At 62.2% G+C, this 21072-nt stretch carries 20 protein-coding genes; 14 read left to right on the forward strand and 6 right to left on the reverse strand.

Features of this window, described 5'->3' with window-relative positions; all coding sequences use genetic code 11:
* On the forward strand, window positions 1-1109 hold a 1109-nt coding region (locus tag MTX36_RS10460), incomplete at its 5' end, for an Ig-like domain-containing protein (RefSeq protein WP_243619696.1).
* A gap of 108 nt (window positions 1110-1217) precedes the next feature.
* On the opposite strand, the gene MTX36_RS30240 is transcribed toward MTX36_RS10460, so the two are convergent.
* Complete coding sequence (locus tag MTX36_RS30240) at window positions 1218-1805, reverse strand: TetR family transcriptional regulator (RefSeq protein WP_308198213.1); 588 nt, start codon at window positions 1803-1805, stop codon at window positions 1218-1220.
* Window positions 1806-1914: 109 nt separating this feature from the next.
* Here MTX36_RS30240 and MTX36_RS10470 point away from each other — a divergent pair, with 109 nt between their 5' ends.
* A complete protein-coding gene (locus MTX36_RS10470) occupies window positions 1915-2940 on the forward strand; it encodes an ABC transporter permease (protein ID WP_243619697.1) in 1026 nt (341 codons plus the stop codon).
* Window positions 2941-2979: 39 nt separating this feature from the next.
* On the opposite strand, the gene MTX36_RS10475 is transcribed toward MTX36_RS10470, so the two are convergent.
* Together MTX36_RS10475 and MTX36_RS10480 are read right to left on the reverse strand one after the other, a co-directional pair.
* Window positions 2980-4911 carry an acyl-CoA dehydrogenase gene (locus MTX36_RS10475; protein ID WP_243619698.1) on the reverse strand — a complete coding sequence of 644 codons (1932 nt, stop codon included), beginning with the start codon at window positions 4909-4911 and terminating at the stop codon, window positions 2980-2982.
* 33 nt (window positions 4912-4944) lie between these two features.
* The gene (locus tag MTX36_RS10480; RefSeq protein WP_243619699.1) at window positions 4945-5292 is read right to left on the reverse strand and encodes a hypothetical protein; all 348 of its coding nucleotides are present in this window, start codon (window positions 5290-5292) and stop codon (window positions 4945-4947) included.
* Window positions 5293-5402: 110 nt separating this feature from the next.
* On the opposite strand from MTX36_RS10480, the gene hemL reads away from it, so the two are divergent.
* The 7 genes from hemL (at window position 5403) to MTX36_RS10515 (ending at window position 13362) form a co-directional block, all read left to right on the forward strand.
* Window positions 5403-6728 (forward strand): glutamate-1-semialdehyde 2,1-aminomutase, encoded by a 1326-nt coding sequence (gene hemL, locus MTX36_RS10485; protein ID WP_243619700.1) that lies wholly within the window; start codon window positions 5403-5405, stop codon window positions 6726-6728.
* Window positions 6729-6779: 51 nt separating this feature from the next.
* On the forward strand, window positions 6780-7439 hold the full coding sequence (locus MTX36_RS10490; RefSeq protein ID WP_243619701.1) for a histidine phosphatase family protein: 660 nt from the start codon (window positions 6780-6782) through the stop codon (window positions 7437-7439).
* Entirely contained in the window at window positions 7436-8047 is a 612-nt protein-coding gene (locus tag MTX36_RS10495) for a TlpA disulfide reductase family protein (RefSeq protein WP_243619702.1), read from the forward strand. Before MTX36_RS10490 ends, MTX36_RS10495 begins: the two co-directional genes overlap by 4 nt.
* A complete protein-coding gene (locus MTX36_RS10500; protein WP_243619703.1) occupies window positions 8044-8892 on the forward strand; it encodes a cytochrome c biogenesis CcdA family protein in 849 nt (282 codons plus the stop codon). The genes MTX36_RS10495 and MTX36_RS10500 overlap by 4 nt, the downstream gene beginning before the upstream one ends.
* Window positions 8889-10553 carry a cytochrome c biogenesis protein ResB gene (locus MTX36_RS10505; RefSeq protein WP_243619704.1) on the forward strand — a complete coding sequence of 555 codons (1665 nt, stop codon included), beginning with the start codon at window positions 8889-8891 and terminating at the stop codon, window positions 10551-10553. Before MTX36_RS10500 ends, MTX36_RS10505 begins: the two co-directional genes overlap by 4 nt.
* Window positions 10550-11515 carry a c-type cytochrome biogenesis protein CcsB gene (ccsB, locus tag MTX36_RS10510; RefSeq protein ID WP_243619705.1) on the forward strand — a complete coding sequence of 322 codons (966 nt, stop codon included), beginning with the start codon at window positions 10550-10552 and terminating at the stop codon, window positions 11513-11515. The genes MTX36_RS10505 and ccsB overlap by 4 nt, the downstream gene beginning before the upstream one ends.
* Before the next feature lie 407 nt (window positions 11516-11922).
* Entirely contained in the window at window positions 11923-13362 is a 1440-nt protein-coding gene (locus MTX36_RS10515; RefSeq protein ID WP_374230466.1) for an AAA family ATPase, read from the forward strand.
* 19 nt (window positions 13363-13381) lie between these two features.
* Here MTX36_RS10515 and MTX36_RS10520 read toward each other — a convergent pair whose 3' ends face one another.
* Together MTX36_RS10520 and MTX36_RS10525 are read right to left on the reverse strand one after the other, a co-directional pair.
* Entirely contained in the window at window positions 13382-13588 is a 207-nt protein-coding gene (locus MTX36_RS10520) for a hypothetical protein (RefSeq protein ID WP_243619706.1), read from the reverse strand.
* A 186-nt stretch (window positions 13589-13774) separates the two neighbouring features.
* Window positions 13775-13987 (reverse strand): BldC family transcriptional regulator, encoded by a 213-nt coding sequence (locus MTX36_RS10525; protein WP_094274852.1) that lies wholly within the window; start codon window positions 13985-13987, stop codon window positions 13775-13777.
* 237 nt (window positions 13988-14224) lie between these two features.
* On the opposite strand from MTX36_RS10525, the gene MTX36_RS10530 reads away from it, so the two are divergent.
* From MTX36_RS10530 to MTX36_RS10545, 4 genes are all read left to right on the forward strand, one after another.
* Window positions 14225-14611, forward strand: a complete 387-nt coding sequence (locus MTX36_RS10530; RefSeq protein ID WP_374230463.1) for a DUF4229 domain-containing protein — start codon at window positions 14225-14227, stop codon at window positions 14609-14611.
* On the forward strand, window positions 14608-15711 hold the full coding sequence (locus MTX36_RS10535) for a PLP-dependent cysteine synthase family protein (protein WP_243619707.1): 1104 nt from the start codon (window positions 14608-14610) through the stop codon (window positions 15709-15711). Before MTX36_RS10530 ends, MTX36_RS10535 begins: the two co-directional genes overlap by 4 nt.
* Window positions 15712-15786: 75 nt before the next feature.
* Window positions 15787-16524: a 1-acyl-sn-glycerol-3-phosphate acyltransferase gene (locus MTX36_RS10540; protein WP_243619708.1), complete on the forward strand. Its 738-nt coding sequence runs from the start codon at window positions 15787-15789 to the stop codon at window positions 16522-16524.
* A gap of 32 nt (window positions 16525-16556) precedes the next feature.
* Entirely contained in the window at window positions 16557-16937 is a 381-nt protein-coding gene (locus MTX36_RS10545) for a phage holin family protein (protein ID WP_094271768.1), read from the forward strand.
* Here MTX36_RS10545 and MTX36_RS10550 read toward each other — a convergent pair whose 3' ends face one another.
* On the reverse strand, window positions 16938-17807 hold the full coding sequence (locus MTX36_RS10550; protein WP_243619709.1) for a 1,4-dihydroxy-2-naphthoate polyprenyltransferase: 870 nt from the start codon (window positions 17805-17807) through the stop codon (window positions 16938-16940).
* A gap of 37 nt (window positions 17808-17844) precedes the next feature.
* Here MTX36_RS10550 and MTX36_RS10555 point away from each other — a divergent pair, with 37 nt between their 5' ends.
* Entirely contained in the window at window positions 17845-21069 is a 3225-nt protein-coding gene (locus MTX36_RS10555) for a BTAD domain-containing putative transcriptional regulator (RefSeq protein WP_243619710.1), read from the forward strand.
* Window positions 21070-21072: the final 3 nt, after the last annotated feature.

Raw genomic sequence — 21072 nt, forward strand, 5'->3', positions numbered from 1 at the left:
ACGGTGCAACAGTTTTGGGTACCGCACCGGTTAATGCTGGTGTTGCGACGCTGAACCACACGTTCACCACCGACGGCAGCCATTCGATCACGGCTGTGTACTCCGGTGACGCCACGAACCGTACGTCGACGTCGGCTGCTTCGACGGTCGAGGTTTCCACGGACGTTGTGGTTGCCGATACCACCACGACGTTGAATGCTCCGGCGACAGCCAAGACGGGTACTGCTGTGGATCTCACGGCTACCGTAGCTCCGGCGGGTGCTACCGGTACCGTCGATTTCAGGGACGGTGCAACAGTTTTGGGTACCGCACCGGTTAATGCTGGTGTTGCGACGCTGAACCACACGTTCACCACGAACGGCAGCCATTCGATCACGGCTGTGTACTCCGGTGACGCCACGAACCGTACGTCGACGTCGGCTGCTTCGACGGTCGAGGTTTCCACGGACGTTGTGGTTGCCGATACCACCACCACGTTGAACGTTCCGGGTGCAGCCACCACCGGTGACAGTGTCGAGCTCTTCGCACTGGTCGCGGGCAATGACAACACCCCGGCCGAGGGCGGCACCGTCCAGTTCTCGATCGACGGCAGCAACGTCGGCGGCGCCATCGCAGTCACCGGCGGCAGTGCCAAGCTCGACCACGTCTTCGCGGCTGGTTCGCACTCCGTCGGAGCCGTGTACAGCGGTACCACGACGTTCAACGGTTCGACCGCGACGGCTGCGTCTATCGTCGTCACCGATCCGGCACCGGTCGAGCTCACCACGGTCACCACGCTGACCGCACCGGCTACGGCCACGAAGGGTGCCGCGGTGAATCTGTCCGCGTCCGTCAAGACCGAGGCCGGTGACCCGGTCACCTCGGGCACCGTCACCTTCATGGACGGCACCACCGCGATCGGCACCGCCGTCAACGTCGTCAATGGCCAGGCGACGCTGTCCTACCCGTTTGCTCTGACCGGCGACCGCCACATCACCGCCGTCTACAGCGGCGCCTCGGGTCTGAAGGAGTCGACCTCAGTCGCCTCCACGGTCACCGTCTCCGCCGGCAGCACCAACCCCGGCGGCACAGGCTCGCTGAGCTGGCTCGGGAACATCTTCGGTTCCTAGTCCCACTCGCACAGTGACAACACCATGACGAACGCCCCTCGCCTGAACGGTGAGGGGCGTTCGCCTTGTGGCGGAACCGATTTCACCCCACCGCTAACGAGTAATCGCTCAGTACTGATCGACCAGTCCCTGTATCGCCCGACCGTACAGTTCGGCAACTTCGCCTCGATCAGCATCCGGCGGAATGCTCTCCGTGCCGAGTGCGCTCAACAGCCCGGTTACCTGGGCGGAAATCAAAAGCGCACGTGTGTAAGCATTCTCGCCGGGCAAGCGGGATCCGAGATTACGGGCGAACGTATCGGACATCTCCCGTAGTCGTCCGCGGATACGAGCACTGTCGGACGCTCGCATCAGCGCCGTGTGAACCGACAGCATCCGGGCGTCGGCCTTGCGGAGGACAAACGTTGCGATCTGCAGGCCGAGGGTGTCGAGGGGGCCGTCGAATTGTCCTTCGAAGTAGTCTTCGACCGGCGTGGTCTCGAGGAACAGTGCTTCCTTCGATCCGAAGTGGCGGATGACCAGTGCTGGGTCGATTCCGGCCACTTTGGCGATGGCGCGCACCGAAGTGCCGCCGAAGCCGTGCTCGCCGAACAACTGGAACGCTGCGGCGCGAATCGCTTCCGGTGTCGAGGGTTGCTCTTGCTCTGAAATCTGTCCGTTCTTGCTCACGCCGTAGACCCCTGTGCTCGCTCTCACGTCAACCTCATTGTCAACACTGTTGACTCTAGTGTGTCAACAGTGTTGACTAAAGAAACTGTCAACGGTGTTGACACCTAGATGCGGTTAGCGGAAAAGAGCACATGTAATGACAGATATCGACGTCAAGATCCCGATCAGCCCAGTGGCTCAACCGGTTGATCCACCCACGAACTGGAAGGCAGTGGGTGGCGGGCTGGCATTCCCGCTGTTCTTCGTCATCATGTTCTGTCTGTGTTACGTCAGCGCCTTCCATTCGCCGATGCCGAACCAGGCGCCGATCGTGGTGGTCGGCCCACCGTCCGTGACGGCACCGTTGATCGACGGAATCGAAGGAACGCCGGGCGACAAGTTCGACATCGTCGCCACCGACAGTGTTGCCGACGCCATCTCCCGGATCGACAATCGTGATGCCATCGGTGCCATCGAAATCGGTGACACCGTCACAGCGCACATCGCGACCGGTGCCGGGGCGTCGACGGTATCCGTAGTCACCAACGTGGCTCAGTCCATCGCGGACGAGACCGGGCAAGAGGTCACAGTGATCGACTCCGCGCCCGTCACAGCGCGCGATTCGTCGACCGTCGGGCTGTTCTACTTCCTGATCGTCTGCACGCTCGGCGGTTACCTGACCATCACAGTGCTCAGTCAGGTCGCGCCGAGAATGCGCTTGAAAGAGCAGTATTCGGTCCTCGCCGGCGCGGCAATCCTCACCCCGCTCCTCGCCTTCGGAATCACGAGTATCTTCATGCATGCTTTCGGTGCTTCGTTCGGTGAGATCCTGCAACTGCTCGGGATCGCGATGGTCTACACCTTCACCGTCGGCGCGGTGAGCATTCTGTTGAACCGACTGCTCGGCCAGGCCGCGATCTTTGCGGTGTTGACGGTGCTGGTCTTCATCAACTTCCCGAGTTCGGGCGGCGCCATTCCGGTGTCATTCCTGCCGGGGTTCTGGCAGCACATCCACTCGTTCTGGCTGGGATCGTCTGCCATGGAGCCCATCCGTTCCGTCATCTACTTCGGTGGCAACGGCGCCGGCCCCCACCTGGTCGTCTTGGGTATCTGGTTGGTGGCCGCGCTCGGACTAACTTGGTTGGTTGCCGCTCGCCAGTCGAAGAAGGCAGTAGCGCAATAAGTTTGGTGAGGTCGGAAATCATCCGACCTCACCAACTTCTTACTTCAGTCGTACTGCATCTGTGCCGTCTCCGTCGAGCATCGCCGAACCCAACAACGATTCGGGGATGCCGAAACCGTCGATCAGAGTCGCGACATGCGGGCGCAGGGTGCGGCAGCGCTCGTTGATTCCGCGAGTGACGGCCTTGGAACGCTCGACCGAGAGGTGGCGGTGCTCCATGAACCAGGCTTTGTCCTCCTCGATGACGGAGAGCGCGTAGAGGTCGCACACCTCGCCGAAGAGTTCCTTCGCGGTGTCGTCCTCACACGAATCGATGCCGGCGACAAAGGCTTCCAGGATTACACGCTCGATGTGGGCTTGCGCAGCCTTGAGAACATGATCCTGAACGAAGTTGAAGGCGTCGAACGGATTCTCCTCGCGTTTCTGCGCTGCCTGCAATCTCCTTGCCGCAGTAGAGAGTAGGTACTCCTCGCGATCCTCGAACATTTTCATCTGAGTGCCGCGGTTGAAGAGGCTGCCGTCCTCCTCGTTGTCCTGGCGGGTATCGACGATGGTCTGCAGAATCTGTTGCGCCGCAGTACGTTTCTTGACCACGTCGGAGACCGTTGTGGCGGCGAAACGCATCCAGTCGACCGGGCTCATGCCGCGTACTTCATCTGCGTACGACGTGAGGAGTTCCTTCGCGACCAATTGCGTCAGAACGTGGTTGTCGCCCTCGAACGTGGTGAAGACGTCGGTATCCGCCTTCAGTGAAGTGAGGCGATTTTCCGCGAGATAGCCTGCGCCGCCACAAGCTTCGCGCGCTTCCTGGATGGCGCGAGTGGCGTGCCAGGTGTTGGCAGCCTTGAGGCCGGCGGCGCGGCCTTCGAGTTCGCGCTGCTCCTGCGGATCGGGATCTTTACTGCTCTGAACATCGTGCATTGCCGAGACGAGTTCGTTCTGGGCGAATTGCAGGGCGTAGGAACGGGCGATCAGCGGCAGTAGGCGCCTCTGATGAACGAGATAATCCATGATGAGGACTTCGTCATCGCTCTTGGGGGCGCTGAACTGCCTGCGCTGCAATGCGTATCGACCCGCGATAGCCAGGCCTACTCGCGCTGCCGCTGCTGCAGACCCGCCGACGGTGACGCGTCCCCGAACCAAGGTTCCGACCATCGTGAAGAAACGACGGTTCGGGTTCTCGATTTCGGAACTGTAGGTCCCGTCCTCGGCAACGTCGGCGTAGCGGTTGAGGAGGTTCTCGCGGGGGATTCGAACCTGATCGAACATGATGCGTCCGTTGTCGACTCCGGGGAGTCCGCCCTTGAGTCCGCAGTCCGACGTCGTGACACCGGGCAAATCGTTTCCGGCGTCGTCGCGGATCGGCACCACAAAGCAGTGCACGCCCTGGCTTTCGCCGCCAGTGATGAGCTGCGCGAATACCGCAGCGACGCTCGCGTGCTCCGCCGCACCACCGATGTAGTCCTTGCGCGACGACGGAGTGGGGGAGCGGACAACAAATTCGCCGGTGGTGGCGTCGTACGTGGCGGTTGTCTCGAGTTCCTGAACGTCACTGCCGTGACCGGTCTCGGTCATGGCAAAACACCCGAGAAGTTCCAGGTCGATGAGCGGTTTGACGTAGGCCTGGTGGTGGCGTTCCGTGCCCAGATTTTCGATGGCGCCGCCGAACAGTCCCCACTGGACTCCGGCTTTGACCATTAGGGACAGGTCGGACATCGCGAGCATCTCGATGCTGGTGACGGCGCCACCGGCGTCTCCGGTTCCGCCGTGTTCTACCGCGAAACCGTTTGCCGCATAACCGAGATCGGCAAGAATCCGCATTTGCTCGAGCGCCTTGGTGCGAGCGATGGCGAGGTTCGGTGTGTAGTGCGGAGCGAAACGAGGATCGTCCAACTCGCCGCGCACTCGCTCACGCACCTCCCGCCAGCGTCCGTCGAGAGTAATCCTGAGGTGGTCCGCTGTAGTGGCCATGGATCCGACCCTAGCGGTGAGCGGCGAGAGGCGTCAGCAGTTTCCGGCGGCGCCGGCTTCGATTCCTTCTCTGAACAGTTGTTTGTCGGTATCGGGCATGGCTAGGTACGACGGGTCGTTTTCGACGATTTTCAGGAAGGCCACCGCTGTATCGGTGGGGGCGCCGCCGGTCTGCGTCCGCTGCGCGACGTAGACCGAGACCGCGGAGCAACCACCCAGAAATGCGGGCTCGGTGCGAGGCGCCGCGGGGGTGGCCACGACCGCAGTTGAACTGGTCGTCGACGCTGTTCTTGTCGCTGGGGCGTCGTTCGAGGCCTCGGAACTGCAGGATGTGACAAGAATCGCAACTGGAATCAACAGCGTGGTCAACAGTCGCTTCATGGTCGAAATGGTCTCATAATTGATCAGTTCAGACCTGAAAACGCTGTCTTGGTGCCGAAGTCCTACACCCTGTCGTTGTCAGATTCGACAGAACTGGGACACTGGAGGTCGTGACTGTGTCTTCCGGTGATTTCGACCTGCATGCAACGAACTCGGCTCGCCTCTTCGAGCGTGCCGGCAAAGTGATCCCCGGTGGCGTCAACTCGCCGGTCCGGGCGTTCGGTTCGGTCGGCGGAACACCCCGATTCATCCGCGAAGCTTCCGGTTACACATTGACCGACGTCGACGGCAATAACTACGTCGATCTTGTGTCGTCGTGGGGCCCCATGATCCTCGGACACGCGCACCCCGCCGTCGTAGAAGCTGTTCGTGAAGCCGCGCTCGGCGGCCTGTCCTTCGGTGCTCCCACCGAAGGTGAAATCGCGCTGGCCGAGGAGATCGTCGCCCGCGTCGCGCCCGTGGAGAAGGTGCGCCTGGTCAACTCGGGCACCGAAGCCACGATGAGTGCAGTGCGTCTGGCCCGCGGATTCACGGGCCGCACCAAGATCATCAAGTTCTCCGGTTGCTATCACGGCCACGTCGACGCCCTCCTGGCCGACGCCGGATCCGGACTCGCTACCTTCGGGTTGCCCACGTCACCGGGTGTGACCGGGGCTCAGGCCGAGGACACCATTGTCGTTCGCTACAACGATCTCGAGGCCGTCGCCGCAGCTTTTGCCGCGAACCCCGGCGCTGTCGCCTGCGTTATCACCGAAGCGGCCGCCGGCAACATGGGTGCCGTCGCGCCCCTGCCCGGTTTCAACGAGGGCCTGCGTCGACTCACCACCGAGCACGGCGCACTGCTGATCATGGACGAGGTGATGACGGGATTCCGCGTCAGCGCTTCGGGTTGGTACGGCATCGACAACGTCGCCGGCGATCTCTACACATTCGGCAAGGTCATGAGCGGTGGGCTTCCGGCCGCAGCATTCGGTGGCCGCGCCGACATCATGGGTCACCTTGCCCCCGACGGCCCCGTCTACCAGGCCGGCACACTCTCCGGAAACCCCGTCGCCGTTGCCGCCGGGCTGGCAAACCTGCGTGCTGCCGACGCCGACGTCTACGCCAAGCTCGCCAAAAATGCTACGGCCTTGGGTGACCTCATGTCCGAGGCGCTCACCGCTGAAGGCGTCGTACACCGCGTGCAATACGCGGGCACGCTGGTCAGCGTGTTCTTCTCCGAGAACGCGGTCACCAATTACGACGAAGCCAAGGCCGCGCAGACCTGGCGGTTCCCCGCTTTCTTCCACGCATTGCTCTCGCGCGGTGTGTACCCGCCGCCGAGCGCATTCGAAGCGTGGTTCGTCTCGGCCGCACTCGACGATCGGGCGTTCTCGATCATCGCCGACGCCATGCCGCACGCAGCCAGGGCTGCGGCAGCAGCCGTCAAGCCTTAAAACAAGCACACGCTCCCCACCACACACCTTCTTCAGCGAGGACTCTCGACTGTGACCGACGTCGATCACCCAGACCACACGTCCACCCGCACGATCGTGCATGTCCTTCGCCACGGTGAAGTTCACAATCCCCGCGGGATTCTGTACGGGCGGCTTCCGGGTTTCCGGTTGTCGGTGGCCGGTGAGGCTCAGGCACGGGCAGTTGCGGCTGTACTTGCAGATCACGACATCACCCACGTAGTCGCATCGCCGTTGCAGCGCGCTCAGGAAACTGCCGCCCCGATTGCCGAGGCCCACGGTCTCGACATCACGACCGACGACAACGTCATCGAAGCGGGCAACGAATTCGAGGGCCTCAAGGTTGCCGTCGGCGACGGCGCACTTTCGCGTCCCCGCCACTGGTGGAAGCTTCGCGATCCGTTCACACCGTCGTGGGGTGAGCCGTACCTACAGATTGCGCACCGCATGCTCGCCGCCGTCAACGCCGCTCGCGTCGCTGCAGTCGGTCACGAAGCCGTCGTTGTCAGCCATCAGTTGCCCGTGTGGACGCTGCGCCGATTCCTGCAGGGCGAACGCCTCTGGCACGACCCGCGTCACCGTCAGTGCGGCCTCGCTTCTCTGACCTCACTCGTCTACGAAGGCGACACCCTCGTCGACATCATCTACTCCGAACCTGCTGGTGCCTCCGACCCGAGAGTGACCGGCGCATGATTCTCCGCAAGGTCGCTGCCGCAGTCGCTACGGCTGCTGCAGCGATGCTCTTCCTTTCGTCGTGCGCGACCGGCACCGACGCCGTCGCCCAGGGCGGAACTTTCGACTTCGTTTCCCCGGGGGGGAAGACGAAGATCTTCTACGATCCGCCGTCAACCCGCGGGACCATCGGCAAACTTTCCGGACCGGACCTGATGTCCGAAGGTAAGACCGTCGGAGTCGGCGACTTCGAAGACCAAGTAGTTGTTCTCAACGTCTGGGGTCAGTGGTGTGGCCCCTGCCGCGCCGAAGCCGACGATCTCGAGCAGGTCTACGAACAGACGCGCGATTCCGGAGTGCAGTTCCTCGGAATCAACGTTCGTGACGACACCAAGAACAAGGCTCAAGATTTTGTCGTCGATAACAAGGTCTCGTACCCGTCGATTTACGACCCGTCGATGCGTTCTCTGATCGCTCTGGGCGAGGGCTACCCGACGTCGGTTATCCCGACCACCATCGTTCTGGACCGTCAGCATCGCGTCGCCGCGGTGTTCCTGCAGGAACTCCTCGCCGAGGATCTCCTGCCCGTGGTCCAACGAGTAGCAGCGGAAGAGCCTGCGCAGCAATGACAATTACTTCTGTGACGGTGCTGGCGGGCACTGAAACTCTCGGCGCCGGCGTGGGCGAAGCCTTCCAGAATGCAGCCTCGTCCGGTCCGTTGCTGCTGGCGCTGGGCGCTTGCCTGCTCGCCGGTCTCGTCTCCTTCGCGTCGCCGTGTGTTGTGCCGCTGGTTCCCGGCTATCTGTCCTACCTGGCCGGGGTCGTCGGCGCCGACGCTCCGGCTATCACCGCAGACGAGGCAAAAACCCGAACGATCGCCCGCAGTTCCCGCTTACGAGTCGCCGGCGCTGCCGGGCTGTTTGTCGCCGGATTCACCGTCGTCTTCGTGTTGGCCACCGCCTCCGTGTTTGGGGTGATCTCCACGCTGCTGATCAACCGTGACGTCCTGATGCGCGTCGGCGGAGTTGTCACCATCGCGATGGGCCTCGTGTTCATCGGATTGGTCCCCGCACTGCAGAAGGACGTTCGGTTCGAGCCGCGTCGAGTGTCCTCGTTGGTGGGCGCTCCGCTGTTGGGCGGCGTCTTTGCACTCGGCTGGACGCCGTGTCTGGGCCCGACGCTGGCCGGCGTGATGTCCGTTGCCGCCGGCACCGAAGGCATGACCGCCGCCCGCGGTGTCATCTTGATCGTGGCCTACTGCATCGGGCTCGGATTGCCGTTCATCTTCCTGGCCCTCGGGTCGGCACGTGCATTGACGGGCGTCGGTTGGTTGCGTCGCAATGCACGAACCATTCAAATTTTCGGCGGAATCATGTTGGTGGCGGTGGGTATTGCCCTCGTCACGGGCGCGTGGGACCAGTTCGTCGGCTGGGTCCGTGACGCATTTATCTCGGAGGTGACGCTGCCGATATGACAGTTGACGATAAACACGACAACCCGACTCCAGCACTGCCTCGGCAGTCGATGATCGGTCGCGTCATCGCGCTCGGACGCAATACCTGGCGCGGTCTCACCTCGATGAAGACCGCACTGGTATTGCTGTTCCTGCTCGCTCTCGCCGCCATTCCGGGGGCACTGCTGCCACAGCGTTCTCTCAACGAGGGCAAAGTCGCCGACTACATTGCCGCGCGGCCCACACTCGGGCCGTGGATGGACAAGTTGGAACTGTTCGACGTGTTCAGCAGTTTCTGGTTCACCGCGATCTATGCACTGCTGTTCATCTCGCTCGTCGGCTGCATCCTCCCGCGCTGCGTCGAACATGCGAAGGCACTGCGGACACGTCCGGTGCAGGCCCCGCGCAACCTCGCTCGCCTGCCGCACCACACGAAGAGCGTTGCCGACGGCGAGACTCCGGAGGATTTGGCTGCGCGTCTGTCGAAGGAACTCAAGGGCTGGCGCGTCGAAACCCGCACCGACGACGAGCGTTCTCGCCGCGACGGTGAAATCACGGTCTCCGCGGAGAAGGGTTATCTGCGTGAAGCCGGCAACCTCGTCTTCCACCTCTCGCTTGTCGCCCTACTGGTTGCCATTGCCGCCGGAAAGCTGTTCGGCTACGAAGGCAACAGGATCGTGATCGCCAACGACGGTCCCGGATTCTGCACCACATCTCCGGCAGTTTTCGATTCGTTCGTCGCGGGTCTGAGCCTCGACGGCACCGGAATGACGCCGTTGTGCGTGAGGGTCAAGAACTTCCAGGCCGATTACCTCGAGACCGGCCAGGCCGAGATGTTCACTTCCGACATCTCCTACCAATCCGGTGACGACCTCGCGACCGACACCTGGCGCGATACGACGATCCAGGTGAACCACCCGTTGCGCGTTGCCGGCGACCGCGTGTACCTCCAGGGCCACGGTTACGCACCGACCTTCACCGTCACGTTCCCGAACGGGGAAACCCGCACGGAGACACTGCAGTGGCGACCGGACGACGCGACCACGTTCCTGAGCAGTGGCGCAATGCGATTCGACCCTCCCGGCGGCATGTACCCCGACGCAGATGAACGACGCAAGAACCAGATCGCCATCGAGGGCCTGTTCGCGCCGACGGCTCTGTTCCACGGAAATCTGCTGTCGTCGAGCTTCCCGGCGATGAACGATCCTGCCGTCGCCATCGACATCTACAAGGGCGACACCGGACTCGACACCGGTAACCCGCAGTCCCTGTTCGAGCTCAATACCGAGCTCATCAATCAGGGACGCCTGGTCAAACAGGATCGTGTCAATCTTTTTCCCGGTGAGAGCGCGACACTCGCCGACGGAACTCAGGTGCGGTTCGACGGCGCCGTCGACTTCGTCAACCTGCAGGTTTCTCACGATCCAGCACAGCAATGGGTGCTGATCTCGGCACTGACAATGATGGCGGGACTACTGGTCTCGCTGGTGATCAAGCGTCGCCGAATCTGGGCGCGTATCTATCTCGATGAAGAACGACGTACTGTAGTAGAGCTGGGCGGACTCGCCCGTACCGACCATGCCGGTTGGGGCGACGAGTTCGATCGCCTTGCAGATCGCCTACTTGACAGCAATCCCACCAACGCGGCATCCAAGCCGCACGCGCAGGAGAATGCCCGATGACAACCAACGAGACTCTCGCTCAATACAGCGACTGGGCCTTCAAGTCCGCGTTCACTGTGCTGGTCCTGGCGTTTGTACTGCTGATCATCCAGTATGCGTCGGCCCAGGCCCGAGCCGTTCAAGACAAAGAACTGGTCGGTGCCGGTGCTGCCACGGACGCTTCGGTGCCCGGCCGAGTGACGGAACGACCGGCTAAACCGTTGGCCGAGCGGTTCGGCGGTATGGGCCGGGCGGTCCTTGTGGTCGGCACCGTTCTGCTCTTCGCGTCGATCGTGCTGCGCGGATTTGCCACGGAGCGATTCCCGCTGGGCAATATGTATGAATTTGTCGCTATGGCGTGTGCGGCAGCATTGCTGGTCGGCCACGTTTTGCTGGCCAAGGCGACGTACCGTCCGATGTGGGTCTTCCTGTTGGCGCCGGTACTGATCCTGATGTTCCTCGCCGGAACCATCCTCTATGCCGACGCAGCGCCGGTAGTTCCGGCACTGCGTTCCTACTGGCTTCCGATTCACGTCACCATCGTGAGCGTCGGATCCGGCATCTTCATGATCGGTGGCATCGCCAGCCTGCTGTTCCTGCTGCGCCTGAAGTTCCCTCCCGGTGAAGAGGGCACCGGCATCGGTGGCCGGATCGCCGAGCGACTTCCCGATGCGCAGACCCTCGACCGACTGGCATACAAGAGCACTATCATCGCGTTCCCGTTGTTCGGTGCCGGAGTTATTCTCGGCGCGATCTGGGCGGAAGCTGCGTGGGGCAGGTTTTGGGGTTGGGACCCCAAGGAGACGTTTTCGTTCATCGCCTGGGTGATCTACGCCGCATACCTCCACGCCCGCGCAACATCCGGATGGCGTGAAACCAAGGCCGCGTGGATCAACATCGCAGGCTTCGTAGCGATGCTCTTCAATCTGTTCATCGTCAACATGGTGGTATCTGGCCTGCATTCCTACGCAGGACTGAACTGATCTTCTCCGGAACGGTTGGTTGTTGCCGACCGTGGGGACTACAGGGTGTGCGAGTGGTGACAAGTGTTAGACAAAATGTCCCAATCGAACTAGCTGCTAGATAACTGTATGGTCGAGATTGGTCACGCGGGTGTGCGACCGATATTCGACAGGGGGCGGCCATGGCCGACAACAAGGACGACGCGGGGGCGGGGATCTGGGAACCGGTGCGTCCTGCGGCAACTTCGCACGAACAGAGTGCGGCAAAGCCGATTGCGGCACCGGTTCCGGTTGCGAGGCGTGACCAGGCGATAGGTATCGACCCCGCCGCCGCAATCGATGCCGGGACGCGAAGCCTGTTCGTCGCGCCGACGGATTCAGCCGATCCTCGTCAGGTGCCACGTACGTCCAGCCAGGACTCCAGTCCCATGTATGCGCCACCGCAGAATCCGAGGCCGGCGGTACCTCATGTTCCGGTAGTGGCTGCGGGTTCGGTGCCTGCCGCGGCGCCGACGGTGGAGCCGAGTGCTCCACGTCAGCCGGTCATCCAGTACCCCGCCGGTCCGTCGGGATTCGCTGCCGACCAATTCCCGACCACGCTGCCGCCGCAGACATACGAACCCGCGTATCGCGGCACTCAGCCTGCTGATGTTGTGAATCCGGCTGTTGCGAATCCAGCGTTTGTGAATTCTGTTGCGCCACAACCAACTTCCAACGCGGTTCCCCGGCGGTTGGTGGTGGCACCCTCGGCGCCGGCGCCGGCGGTGCCCACCCCGTCGGGGTTGACTGGTGCAGCACCTTCAGTCCCGACACCGTCGGGGCCGCAGATTTCGGCTCCCGGGGCTCCCGGTCAACAGTTGGCCGTCGGACCGCAGGCCGCACCAAGTCGGACAGTCTCGCAACAACCTGCGTCCGCCCTGCCGATGTCCGCGCTAGACCTTTCCAGCGCGCTACTGCTCAAGCCGGTAAAGCCCGCACCCGTCGGCGGATGGCGTAAGGCCCTCTACGCACTGTCCGGGCGTCACCTCAACCTCGGGAACGGCGCCAAGGATCAGCGGATGCTCGAGCTGACTCGGCAGATCAATCAACCGCTGCAGGGGTGTTACAAGGTTGCAGTGCTCAGCCTCAAAGGTGGCGTCGGCAAGACGACGACAACGGTCACGCTCGGTTCCACGTTCGCGTCGGTTCGCGGAGACCGCGTCATCGCCCTCGACGCAAATCCGGATCGCGGCACGCTGAGTCAGAAAGTTCCCCTTGAAACACCGGCTACGGTGCGCAACCTACTCCGCGACGAAGCGAGCATCGAGAAGTACAGCGATGTTCGGGGGTACACCTCGCAGAGTCGCCACCGCCTCGAAGTGCTTGCCTCGGACAGCGATCCGGCTGTGTCGGAAGCATTCAGCGGTGAGGACTACATGCGTACCGTCGACATGCTCGAAAAGTTTTACAGCATTGTTCTGACCGACTGCGGAACCGGATTGATGCATTCGGCGATGAAAGCGATTCTCGACGGATCGAATTCCCTGATCGTGATCAGTTCGGGTTCGGTCGACGGAGCGCGGAGCGCCTCCGCGACTCTCGACTGGCTCGATGCGCACGGGCACAGCAGGCTTGTCGCTAATTCCGTTGCCGTGATCAACGCGGTACGTCCAGGTTCCGGAAAGGTCGATCTATCGCGCGTTGTCGAGCACTTCGAGCAGCGCTGCCGCACGGTGCAGCTGGTTCCGTTCGATCCGCACCTCGAGGAAGGCGCCGAAGTAGACCTGGATCGACTTCGGCCGAGCACTCGTGATGCGCTGTTCGAACTGGCCGCCGCAGTGGCGCAGGACTTCCCGCGCTCGCCGCACGGATTCTCGCAGCAGCGCTGAAGCCCTCGCCAGGCCGGACCTACACCGACGGATCCGTCGGTGCGGTGTCCGGCCCTTCGTTTTGCTTGCGTCGAGTTTGCTGATTGACGTTCCACAGAAATTCGGGATCGTCGTCGGGTCCACGAACGCCACCGACAGGCGTTCGGGTAGACGGCGACGGCCCGAACGCTTTCCACATCAAGACGGCCAAAGTCACCAAACCCACTAACGCCAACAGATACAGCACGGCGCACCTCCTAAGTACTAGGAAGAGCCTACTCAGTCTCCGGTCTGGTTTGCCAGAATCCCCCGGGGATATGTGTCGGGCTTGGTGCGTCGTGCTGTATCTGGTGAAGCTGTAGCTGGGTGGAGCGGGTAGAGCTGGCGGAACGGGTGTAGCTGGTGTAGCCGATTTACCTGCGGCATTGCCCGTTCAGTTGTGAGCAGCTTCTGTTGTCAGCGAGCGGAGAAGCTGCATGACCTCGGTCTCGCGGAACCGACGGTGTCCGCCGGGGGTGCGCAGTGATCCCAGTCGTCCGGCGTGCGCCCAGCGCGTCACGGTCTTCGGGTCGACATGAAACAGAGCCGCGACCTGTCCGGGTGTCATGAGTGCGTCTGCGGCTACGTGGAATGTTGGTGCGCTCATCTGATGTTCCTCCGTCTTGGCGTCGAACATTTGGTGTCGAACAGTTGCCCAAAACATACGCCGAGTTTGTTTCGGCGGCCGCTGCTCACATTCGACCATTTTGCGATTGGTAGCGCAATGTTTGCACAGATATATCCAGGTAGTCGAAACTTAAAATTTAGGTAAAGAAAAAGTAATGGACAAAGCGGATAAAGCGGGCCGAATTTTTTAGTCGCTTCGAGTAGGTAACCTTGGAGTGTGAGTAAGTTGCCTGAACACCCTGAAAATCAGCCCTCCAGCCCGGACCTGGCCAAGAGTCGGCCCGCAAACTCTGAGCAAGCAATTACGTCTGCCGGGGTTGTGACGAAGGGGCAACTGGTGCGAGACGTCGTCCTGTATTCGGTCGCCCGACTCCTGCTAGTGGTAGTAATCGGCGGCATCATCATCGGTGGCGGCAAGCTTGCCGGCACGGAAGTTCCGCTTCTCGTAGCAGCCTTGTTTGCCGTGCTGATCGCGCTTCCGCTGTCGCTCGCCCTTTTTGGGAAGTTGCGCAAGCGAGTGAACCTCGGCATCGCCGCTGTGGACGCTCAGCGACGCGCAGATCGCGACGATTTGCGGGCCAAATTACGCGGTGACCAGCGGTGACGTCCGAAACCCTCGATGTCTCCCGACGGGGCCCGCGGGGCTGGGTGGACAACGCGGTCCGGCTGATCGAGGCCGATGCCCAGCGGAGTGCGGACACACACCTCTTGCGGTACCCGCTACCGAGTAGTTGGAGCGTCCAGCTCTATCTCAAAGACGAGTCGACACACATCACCGGCAGTCTCAAGCATCGGCTTGCGCGGTCACTTTTCCTCTACGCGATCTGCAACGGTTGGGTTACCGAAAATACGCCGGTTATCGAAGCTTCGTCGGGATCGACAGCAGTCAGTGAGGCGTACTTCGCGAAGTTGCTGGGCCTCGATTTTGTCGCTGTGATGCCGGCAAGCACCAGCCCGGCCAAGGTTGCGTTGATTGAAGCGCAGGGCGGTCGGTGTCACTTCGTCACGGACCCTTCGTCGATCTATTCGGCATCTCATCGTCTCGCCCGCGAGTTGGGTGGGCACTACATGGATCAGTTCACGCACGCCGAGCGCGCAACGGATTGGCGCGGAAACAACAACATCGCGGAATCGATCTTCACTCAGCTCGAACACGAGGAACATCCGGTGCCGGATTGGGTTGTCGTCGGAGCGGGCACGGGTGGAACCGGGGCCACGATCGGTCGCTTCCTGCGCTATCGCAAGTTCGACACAGGTCTGTGCGTGGTCGATCCGGAGCATTCCGTGTTCTTCGACGCGTGGAGTGCGGGTGACCCGTCGATCGTCGGAACCCGTGGATCTCGGATCGAAGGCATCGGTCGTCCGCGCGTCGAACCGTCTTTTGTCGGTCAGGTCGTAGATCGGATGATCAAGGTGCCGGACGCAGGTTCCGTTGCCGCCGCACGGCACGCCAGCGCGGCACTGGGGCGCAAAGTGGGCGGTTCGACGGGAACTAACCTCTGGGGCTCATTTGCGTTGATTGCGGAGATGATGGCAGCCGGTCGTAGCGGAAGCGTCGTCACGCTGCTCTGCGACGGCGGCGAGCGTTATTCGGGCACGTACTACAACGACGAGTGGGTTGCGTCCGAAGGGATCGATCTCGAGGGTCCGACGGCTGTGCTGGATGAGTTCATACGATCGGGAATCTGGGCGCCCAACGCCTGATCTCACACAAACCTACGCAACCGTAGGTTTGTGTATCGTCTTGTTCGAGGGGCATTCTCGAACGACGGGCGGATCATGGACAGTCCAGAGGTTTCACTCGGCAACTACGAAGCCGTGTACGAGTACTACCGTGCGCACCAACAGAATCGGTGGGCTGCCAAACTTGCCTACGCTGCGCTGGCGCTGAAGTATCGGCCGCGGATCACCTACGCTCCCGGTGCCGAAGCGGCGTTGGCGGCACTGCTGGAGTGTCGGACGCAACTGGTCGTCGCGGTCAATCACCTAACGGAGAGTGACCAATTCACGCTGGCGGCGACGGCGTGGCGTACACCGCTGCGTCGGATGATCGGGCGCACGCGGGTTCTGGCCAAGGACGAACTCTTCGTTGATCCGGCGCAGCGCAAGAAGGTCGACATGATGGGCAGTATCCCGGTTTTTCGCAGCAAGAATCACGGCCTCCGCGCGGTGTCGGAAGCGGGCCGCGTGATGATGGACGTTGCCGCCGAACGTTTGAACCGCGGGGATTGTCTCGCGATCTTCCCCGAAGGAACGTGCAACGTCGAGGACCCGAGAACGCTTCAACACGTCAACAGTGGAATCGGCCATATCGTCTCGCGGGCCGAGAAGTTGGGGTGCTCTCCGGCTCTCGTGTCGATCGGAATCAGCTACGGTTCGGGCGTCGGAAACGTCAAGTGTGCAAGTGTTTTCGTGGGAACGCCGGTGGTCGATCTGGGTGGGAAGCCGATGGATATCGCGCGCGCCGTGCAGGGTGATCTGCAGCATGCAGTTGACGGAGCAGTGGCGAGCTACTGATCCGATCGGTCGAAATGTGTCAGCATTCAGACATGACATTTCTGGCACGTCTCATCGTCAACGGAATTGCTATCTGGCTCGCGTCCCTGTGGGTCACCGGCATCACTATCGAAACCAAGCAGGACGACACCTGGGGAACCGTCCTGGTTATTGCGGTTATCGCGTTGATTTTCACGATCGTCAACGCTCTGATCAAGCCGGCCTTGAAGTTACTGTCGCTGCCGCTGTTGATTCTGACGCTCGGCTTGTTCACCCTGGTGATCAACGCGCTGATGCTCCTGCTGACCGCGTGGCTGTCGACGTCACTGGACGCAGGATTACACATCGACGGTTTCTGGACTGCTGTCTGGGGCGCCCTGATCATCTCGATCGTGAACTTCGTTCTCGGCGCTTTGGTGCCCGACCGGGACTGATCAGGCCAGGCTGAGAGCAACCGCCGTCGCGGCACCCCAGACGAGCATGGCGAGTCCGGTGTCGCGCAGCGCAGGAATCAGGGCCATTCCCTGACCACCAGTGCGCAGTGGTGCGTTAGCTCGGATTGCCAGCGGCAACGCGAGCAGTCCGAGCAACGCCCACGGGGTTCGAAGAACGAGTAGTAGCGTCGCGATGAACGGCACTGCCAGCAGGATGATGTGCAGCACACGAGTTCTGGCGTCGCCGAGACGAACTGCGAGCGTGATCTTGCCCGACTCGGTGTCCGTCGGAATGTCGCGCAGATTGTTGGCAACCAGCACGGCACTCGAGAAGGAACCGATGGCCACGGCACCGGCCAATCCGGCCAGATCCACGCGCTCGGCTTGCACGAACTGGGTTCCCAGCACAGCGATCAGACCGAAGAAGATGAACACGGCGATCTCACCGAAACCGCTGTAACCGTAAGGCTTCTTGCCGCCCGTGTAGAACCAGGCGCCGATGATGCAGAACACGCCGACAGCGACCAGCCACCAGGCTGTCGTCGCTGCGAGAGCGAAGCCCGCCACTGCGGCGATCGCGAAACAACCGATCGCGGCCGCTTTCACCGATCCGGGGCTCACCAGCTTCGATCCCACCAATCGCAATGGGCCAACACGATCGTCGTCGGTGCCGCGGATTCCGTCGGAGTAATCGTTGGCGAAGTTCACGCCGACGATCAAGGCCAAGGAGACGATCAACGCCAAGAGTGCCTTCCACCACACCGCGAGGTCCAGCGATGCGGCAGCGCCGGTGCCGACCAACACGGGTGCAATCGCATTCGGGAGGGTGCGCGGCCTCGCGCCTTCGATCCATTGAGCAGCTGTAGCCATGTAACGATCTTTGCACTGTGCAATACGATTGAATGCGGTGGATCAGGACAAGGCTCGAGACGTGGTGGACATAGGGTTGCTCGGCGCTGTCTCGACCAGAAGCGGCGACCGTTTGGTTGCGTTGCCCGGGCCACGGGCGCGGGCGCTGCTCACTGCCTTGGCTCTCGTTCCTGGTCGGCCCTGTCCGGCGCAGAACCTCATCGAGGAAATCTGGGGCTCCGACCCGCCGCGTTCACCGATGAATGCTTTGCACACACAGGTTTCACGCTTACGGTCCGCGCTGCCGGAAGGTTCGGTGGAGGTTACGGCGGCGGGCTATCGGCTCACAGGGCCGCGAGATCGAGTGGACCTCGCCCGGGCGCAGGACGCGCTTCGGGGCGTTCGCGTCGACAGAGATTCCCGAGAGTCGTTGAGGGTAGTCACCGCGGCCCTGAGTTTGTGGCGGGGGAGCGCCGGCGATGACGTCGTCGGAGTGCCGGGAGAGCAGCTGGCTTCGGCTGCATCGCGGCTGCACGACGAACTCTCCGCTGTGAGGTTGCAGGCTCTCCTTGCTCTCGGAGACTTCTCCGACGCGCTTTCGGCTGCGCAAATCCGGCACTCCGACAACCCTTTTGACGATGCCGCCGCCGGGGATTTGATGCGGGCGCTGGCCGGTTCGGGTCGCACCAACGAGGCGCTGGAGGTATTCGCCGCATTCAAAGCGCACCTGGCCGATCGTTTGGGCGGCGATCCGTCCCCGGTCTTGGTGGAGCTGAATGCAGCGCTTCTGAGTATGCCGCTTCCGAGTGTGGCGTCGGCTCCGACGCGGAGCACCCGGGCAATCGGCCTACGTGCGGCACCCAACGCACTGCTCGGCCGTGACAGTGATATCGAGAACGTCGAGGAGTTGCTCTCGCGTTCGCGCGTAGTGACAGTTCTCGGTCCGGGCGGCGGCGGAAAAACCCGTCTGGCACACGAATTGGGATTGCGTGCGTCCGCACGTACCTCGGTGGTATTGGTCGAACTGGCAGCGCTACGCAGCAGTGACGACGTCATCGCAGCCATCGGGGCAACGCTCGGTATCAGTGAATCCGACTTGGCGCCAGGACGATTGACAGTCGGACGAATGCATTCGGCACGCGAGCGTCTTGCCGAAGCGCTGTCGGCCGGGCCGATGACGCTCATTCTCGACAACTGTGAGCATGTGATCGGTGCTTGTTCGGACATCGTCGCAGAACTGATTGCGGCCGGTGGTCAGTTGACCGTCCTGGCCACCAGTCGATCACCCTTGATGATCAGCGCCGAAGCCGTGTATCCGTTGCCGCCGTTGGCTATCGACGGCAATGCCGGATCGGCAGTGGAGTTGTTCTCGGCCCGCGCCCGTGCGGTGCGACCGTCCGTGCGACTCGACGCGGAAACCGTCGGAAAGCTGTGTACGACACTCGATGGCTTGCCGTTGGCCATTGAATTGGCGGCGGCGCGAGCCCGCACGATGAGTGTGGAGGAGATCTCCGCGCGCTTGAGTGATCGTTTCGCGTTGCTTCGATCCGGAGACCCGACGTCCCCGGACCGGCATCGCACCCTGCACGCGGTCATCGACTGGAGTTGGAATTTGCTGCGGTCCGAGCATCGAGTGGCGCTCGCCCGATTGTGCCGATTCCCGGCAGGTTTCACCTTGGCGTCGGCTGAGGCGGTTGCTGAATGGGGACAGTTGACTGACGTCGCCGACGCAGTAGAAGCGCTGGTCAATCAATCATTGCTCTCGGTGGTCGACACGTCGAACGGGCTGCGCTATCACATGCTCGAGACGGTTCGGGAATACGGCGAGGAGCAACTGGCGGCGCTGGGTGAGGGAGCGGAAGTTCTTCGGCGACTGAACCAATGGGCTGTCGGTATCGCCGCGGACGCGCGGAAGCGTTCACGGTCCGACCAGGTTCGGCTTGCCTCCGAGATCGACGAGGAACACGACAATCTCCTGGCAGTTCTGCGATGGGCCGTCGAACGCGGCGACGGCCGCGTAGTGGCGAATGTCTTTCCGGTGCTGGGATTGCTGTGGGCGATCCGAGGTTCGCACTCGGAAGTCGCGAACTGGGCACCCAAGGTAGTCGTGGCCACGAACAATGATAATTTGGCCGACGTCAATGCCGAACTGGTGGCGATGACATTCATGATTGTGGCTATGCACCTGCTCTTCGGGGCATTCACGAGGGATCATGCCCGTGCGCGTCTTCGTCTGCGAAAGATCCTGCGCGAGAGGGACGATCTGGCGCCGACATTCGTGTTTCTCATTCGGTTGATGGTCGGTCCGCAATCCGGGTATCGGGTGGCGCGGTTAGTGGCCGAGGGCATACGTAGTCGGGACATCGAGACACGGATGGCAGCTCTCGCAACCCGGGCGAACATGCGCGAGAACCTCGGCGACCTGCGCGGCGCACTCGGTGACTCCGAAGAACTTTTGCGGTACGCCTGCAAAATCGGGGACGAGTGGGGTGTCGCCATGGCCGCTCAGCAGGTGGGTTCGGTGCACAGTCAATCCGCGCGGTACATCGAAGCCGTGGCGTTCTACGCGATGGCAGCAGCGTCCACAGAACGGCTCGGCGCTCACGAAGAGGCATTGCAGCTCATCAGCTTTCAAGCCGGCGCACTGATTGCGGGCGGCGATACCGTCGGCGGACGTGCGTTGCTGGATCAGATTCGGCCGGCATTGGCCTTGTCCGGTGGGAGCGCCGCGATCGAGAACGCTCCGCGGCGTGCTGCACTGTTTGCCAGTGTTGCCGAGGCCGATCTGGCGGAAGGGCACGTCGAACTCGGACTCGGTCACTATCGGGAGGCTCTGGAACTGCTCGGCAGTGAGGTCGAGAATGTGTACGGAGATCCGTTTGTCGTTCTGCTCAGCGCGGCAGCGGTGTGCGCCCACGCGGTTCACGGAGAGTCTGCGTCGATGGCTGATCGGGTGCGACGGATGAGCGAATCCAGCGTGATCAAGTTGAACCCCCACGGATATGCGGATCTACCGCTCGCCGGTTCGGTGGCAGCGGCTGTCGGTGCCTACGATTTGTGTACCGGGAACGTGAGCCGCGGAACGGAATTGATGGCACTGGCCGTCAAAATGCCGGGGCGACAAGACTTCGTCTCGCTGCACCACGGACGTCTCGCGGCCTTTGCTGTCGGCATCGTCGGGGAAGACCGGTGGCTCGTAGAAACCGAGAAGGTCTCCGGCCTCTCACGCCGAGCGGTCCGCGAAGCAGTGATGGCTGCGCTTCGCGGACCGCTGGAAAACTAGGTT

It is taken from the genome of Rhodococcus sp. ARC_M6 (genome assembly GCF_022810305.1).
Lineage (GTDB): Bacteria > Actinomycetota > Actinomycetes > Mycobacteriales > Mycobacteriaceae > Rhodococcus_F.

Excerpts from the sequence above, each read along its gene's own strand:
- MTX36_RS10470 (WP_243619697.1), top strand. The coding sequence starts at position 1,915 with ATGACAGATATCGACGTCAAGATCCCGATCAGCCCAGTGGCTCAACCG.
- MTX36_RS10475 (WP_243619698.1), bottom strand. The coding sequence starts at position 4,911 with ATGGCCACTACAGCGGACCACCTCAGGATTACTCTCGACGGACGCTGG.
- MTX36_RS10480 (WP_243619699.1), bottom strand. The coding sequence starts at position 5,292 with ATGAAGCGACTGTTGACCACGCTGTTGATTCCAGTTGCGATTCTTGTC.
- MTX36_RS10495 (WP_243619702.1), top strand. The coding sequence starts at position 7,436 with ATGATTCTCCGCAAGGTCGCTGCCGCAGTCGCTACGGCTGCTGCAGCG.
- MTX36_RS10500 (WP_243619703.1), top strand. The coding sequence starts at position 8,044 with ATGACAATTACTTCTGTGACGGTGCTGGCGGGCACTGAAACTCTCGGC.
- MTX36_RS10505 (WP_243619704.1), top strand. The coding sequence starts at position 8,889 with ATGACAGTTGACGATAAACACGACAACCCGACTCCAGCACTGCCTCGG.
- ccsB (WP_243619705.1), top strand. The coding sequence starts at position 10,550 with ATGACAACCAACGAGACTCTCGCTCAATACAGCGACTGGGCCTTCAAG.
- MTX36_RS10515 (WP_374230466.1), top strand. The coding sequence starts at position 11,923 with ATGTATGCGCCACCGCAGAATCCGAGGCCGGCGGTACCTCATGTTCCG.
- MTX36_RS10525 (WP_094274852.1), bottom strand. The coding sequence starts at position 13,987 with ATGAGCGCACCAACATTCCACGTAGCCGCAGACGCACTCATGACACCC.
- MTX36_RS10540 (WP_243619708.1), top strand. The coding sequence starts at position 15,787 with ATGGACAGTCCAGAGGTTTCACTCGGCAACTACGAAGCCGTGTACGAG.
- MTX36_RS10545 (WP_094271768.1), top strand. The coding sequence starts at position 16,557 with ATGACATTTCTGGCACGTCTCATCGTCAACGGAATTGCTATCTGGCTC.
- MTX36_RS10550 (WP_243619709.1), bottom strand. The coding sequence starts at position 17,807 with ATGGCTACAGCTGCTCAATGGATCGAAGGCGCGAGGCCGCGCACCCTC.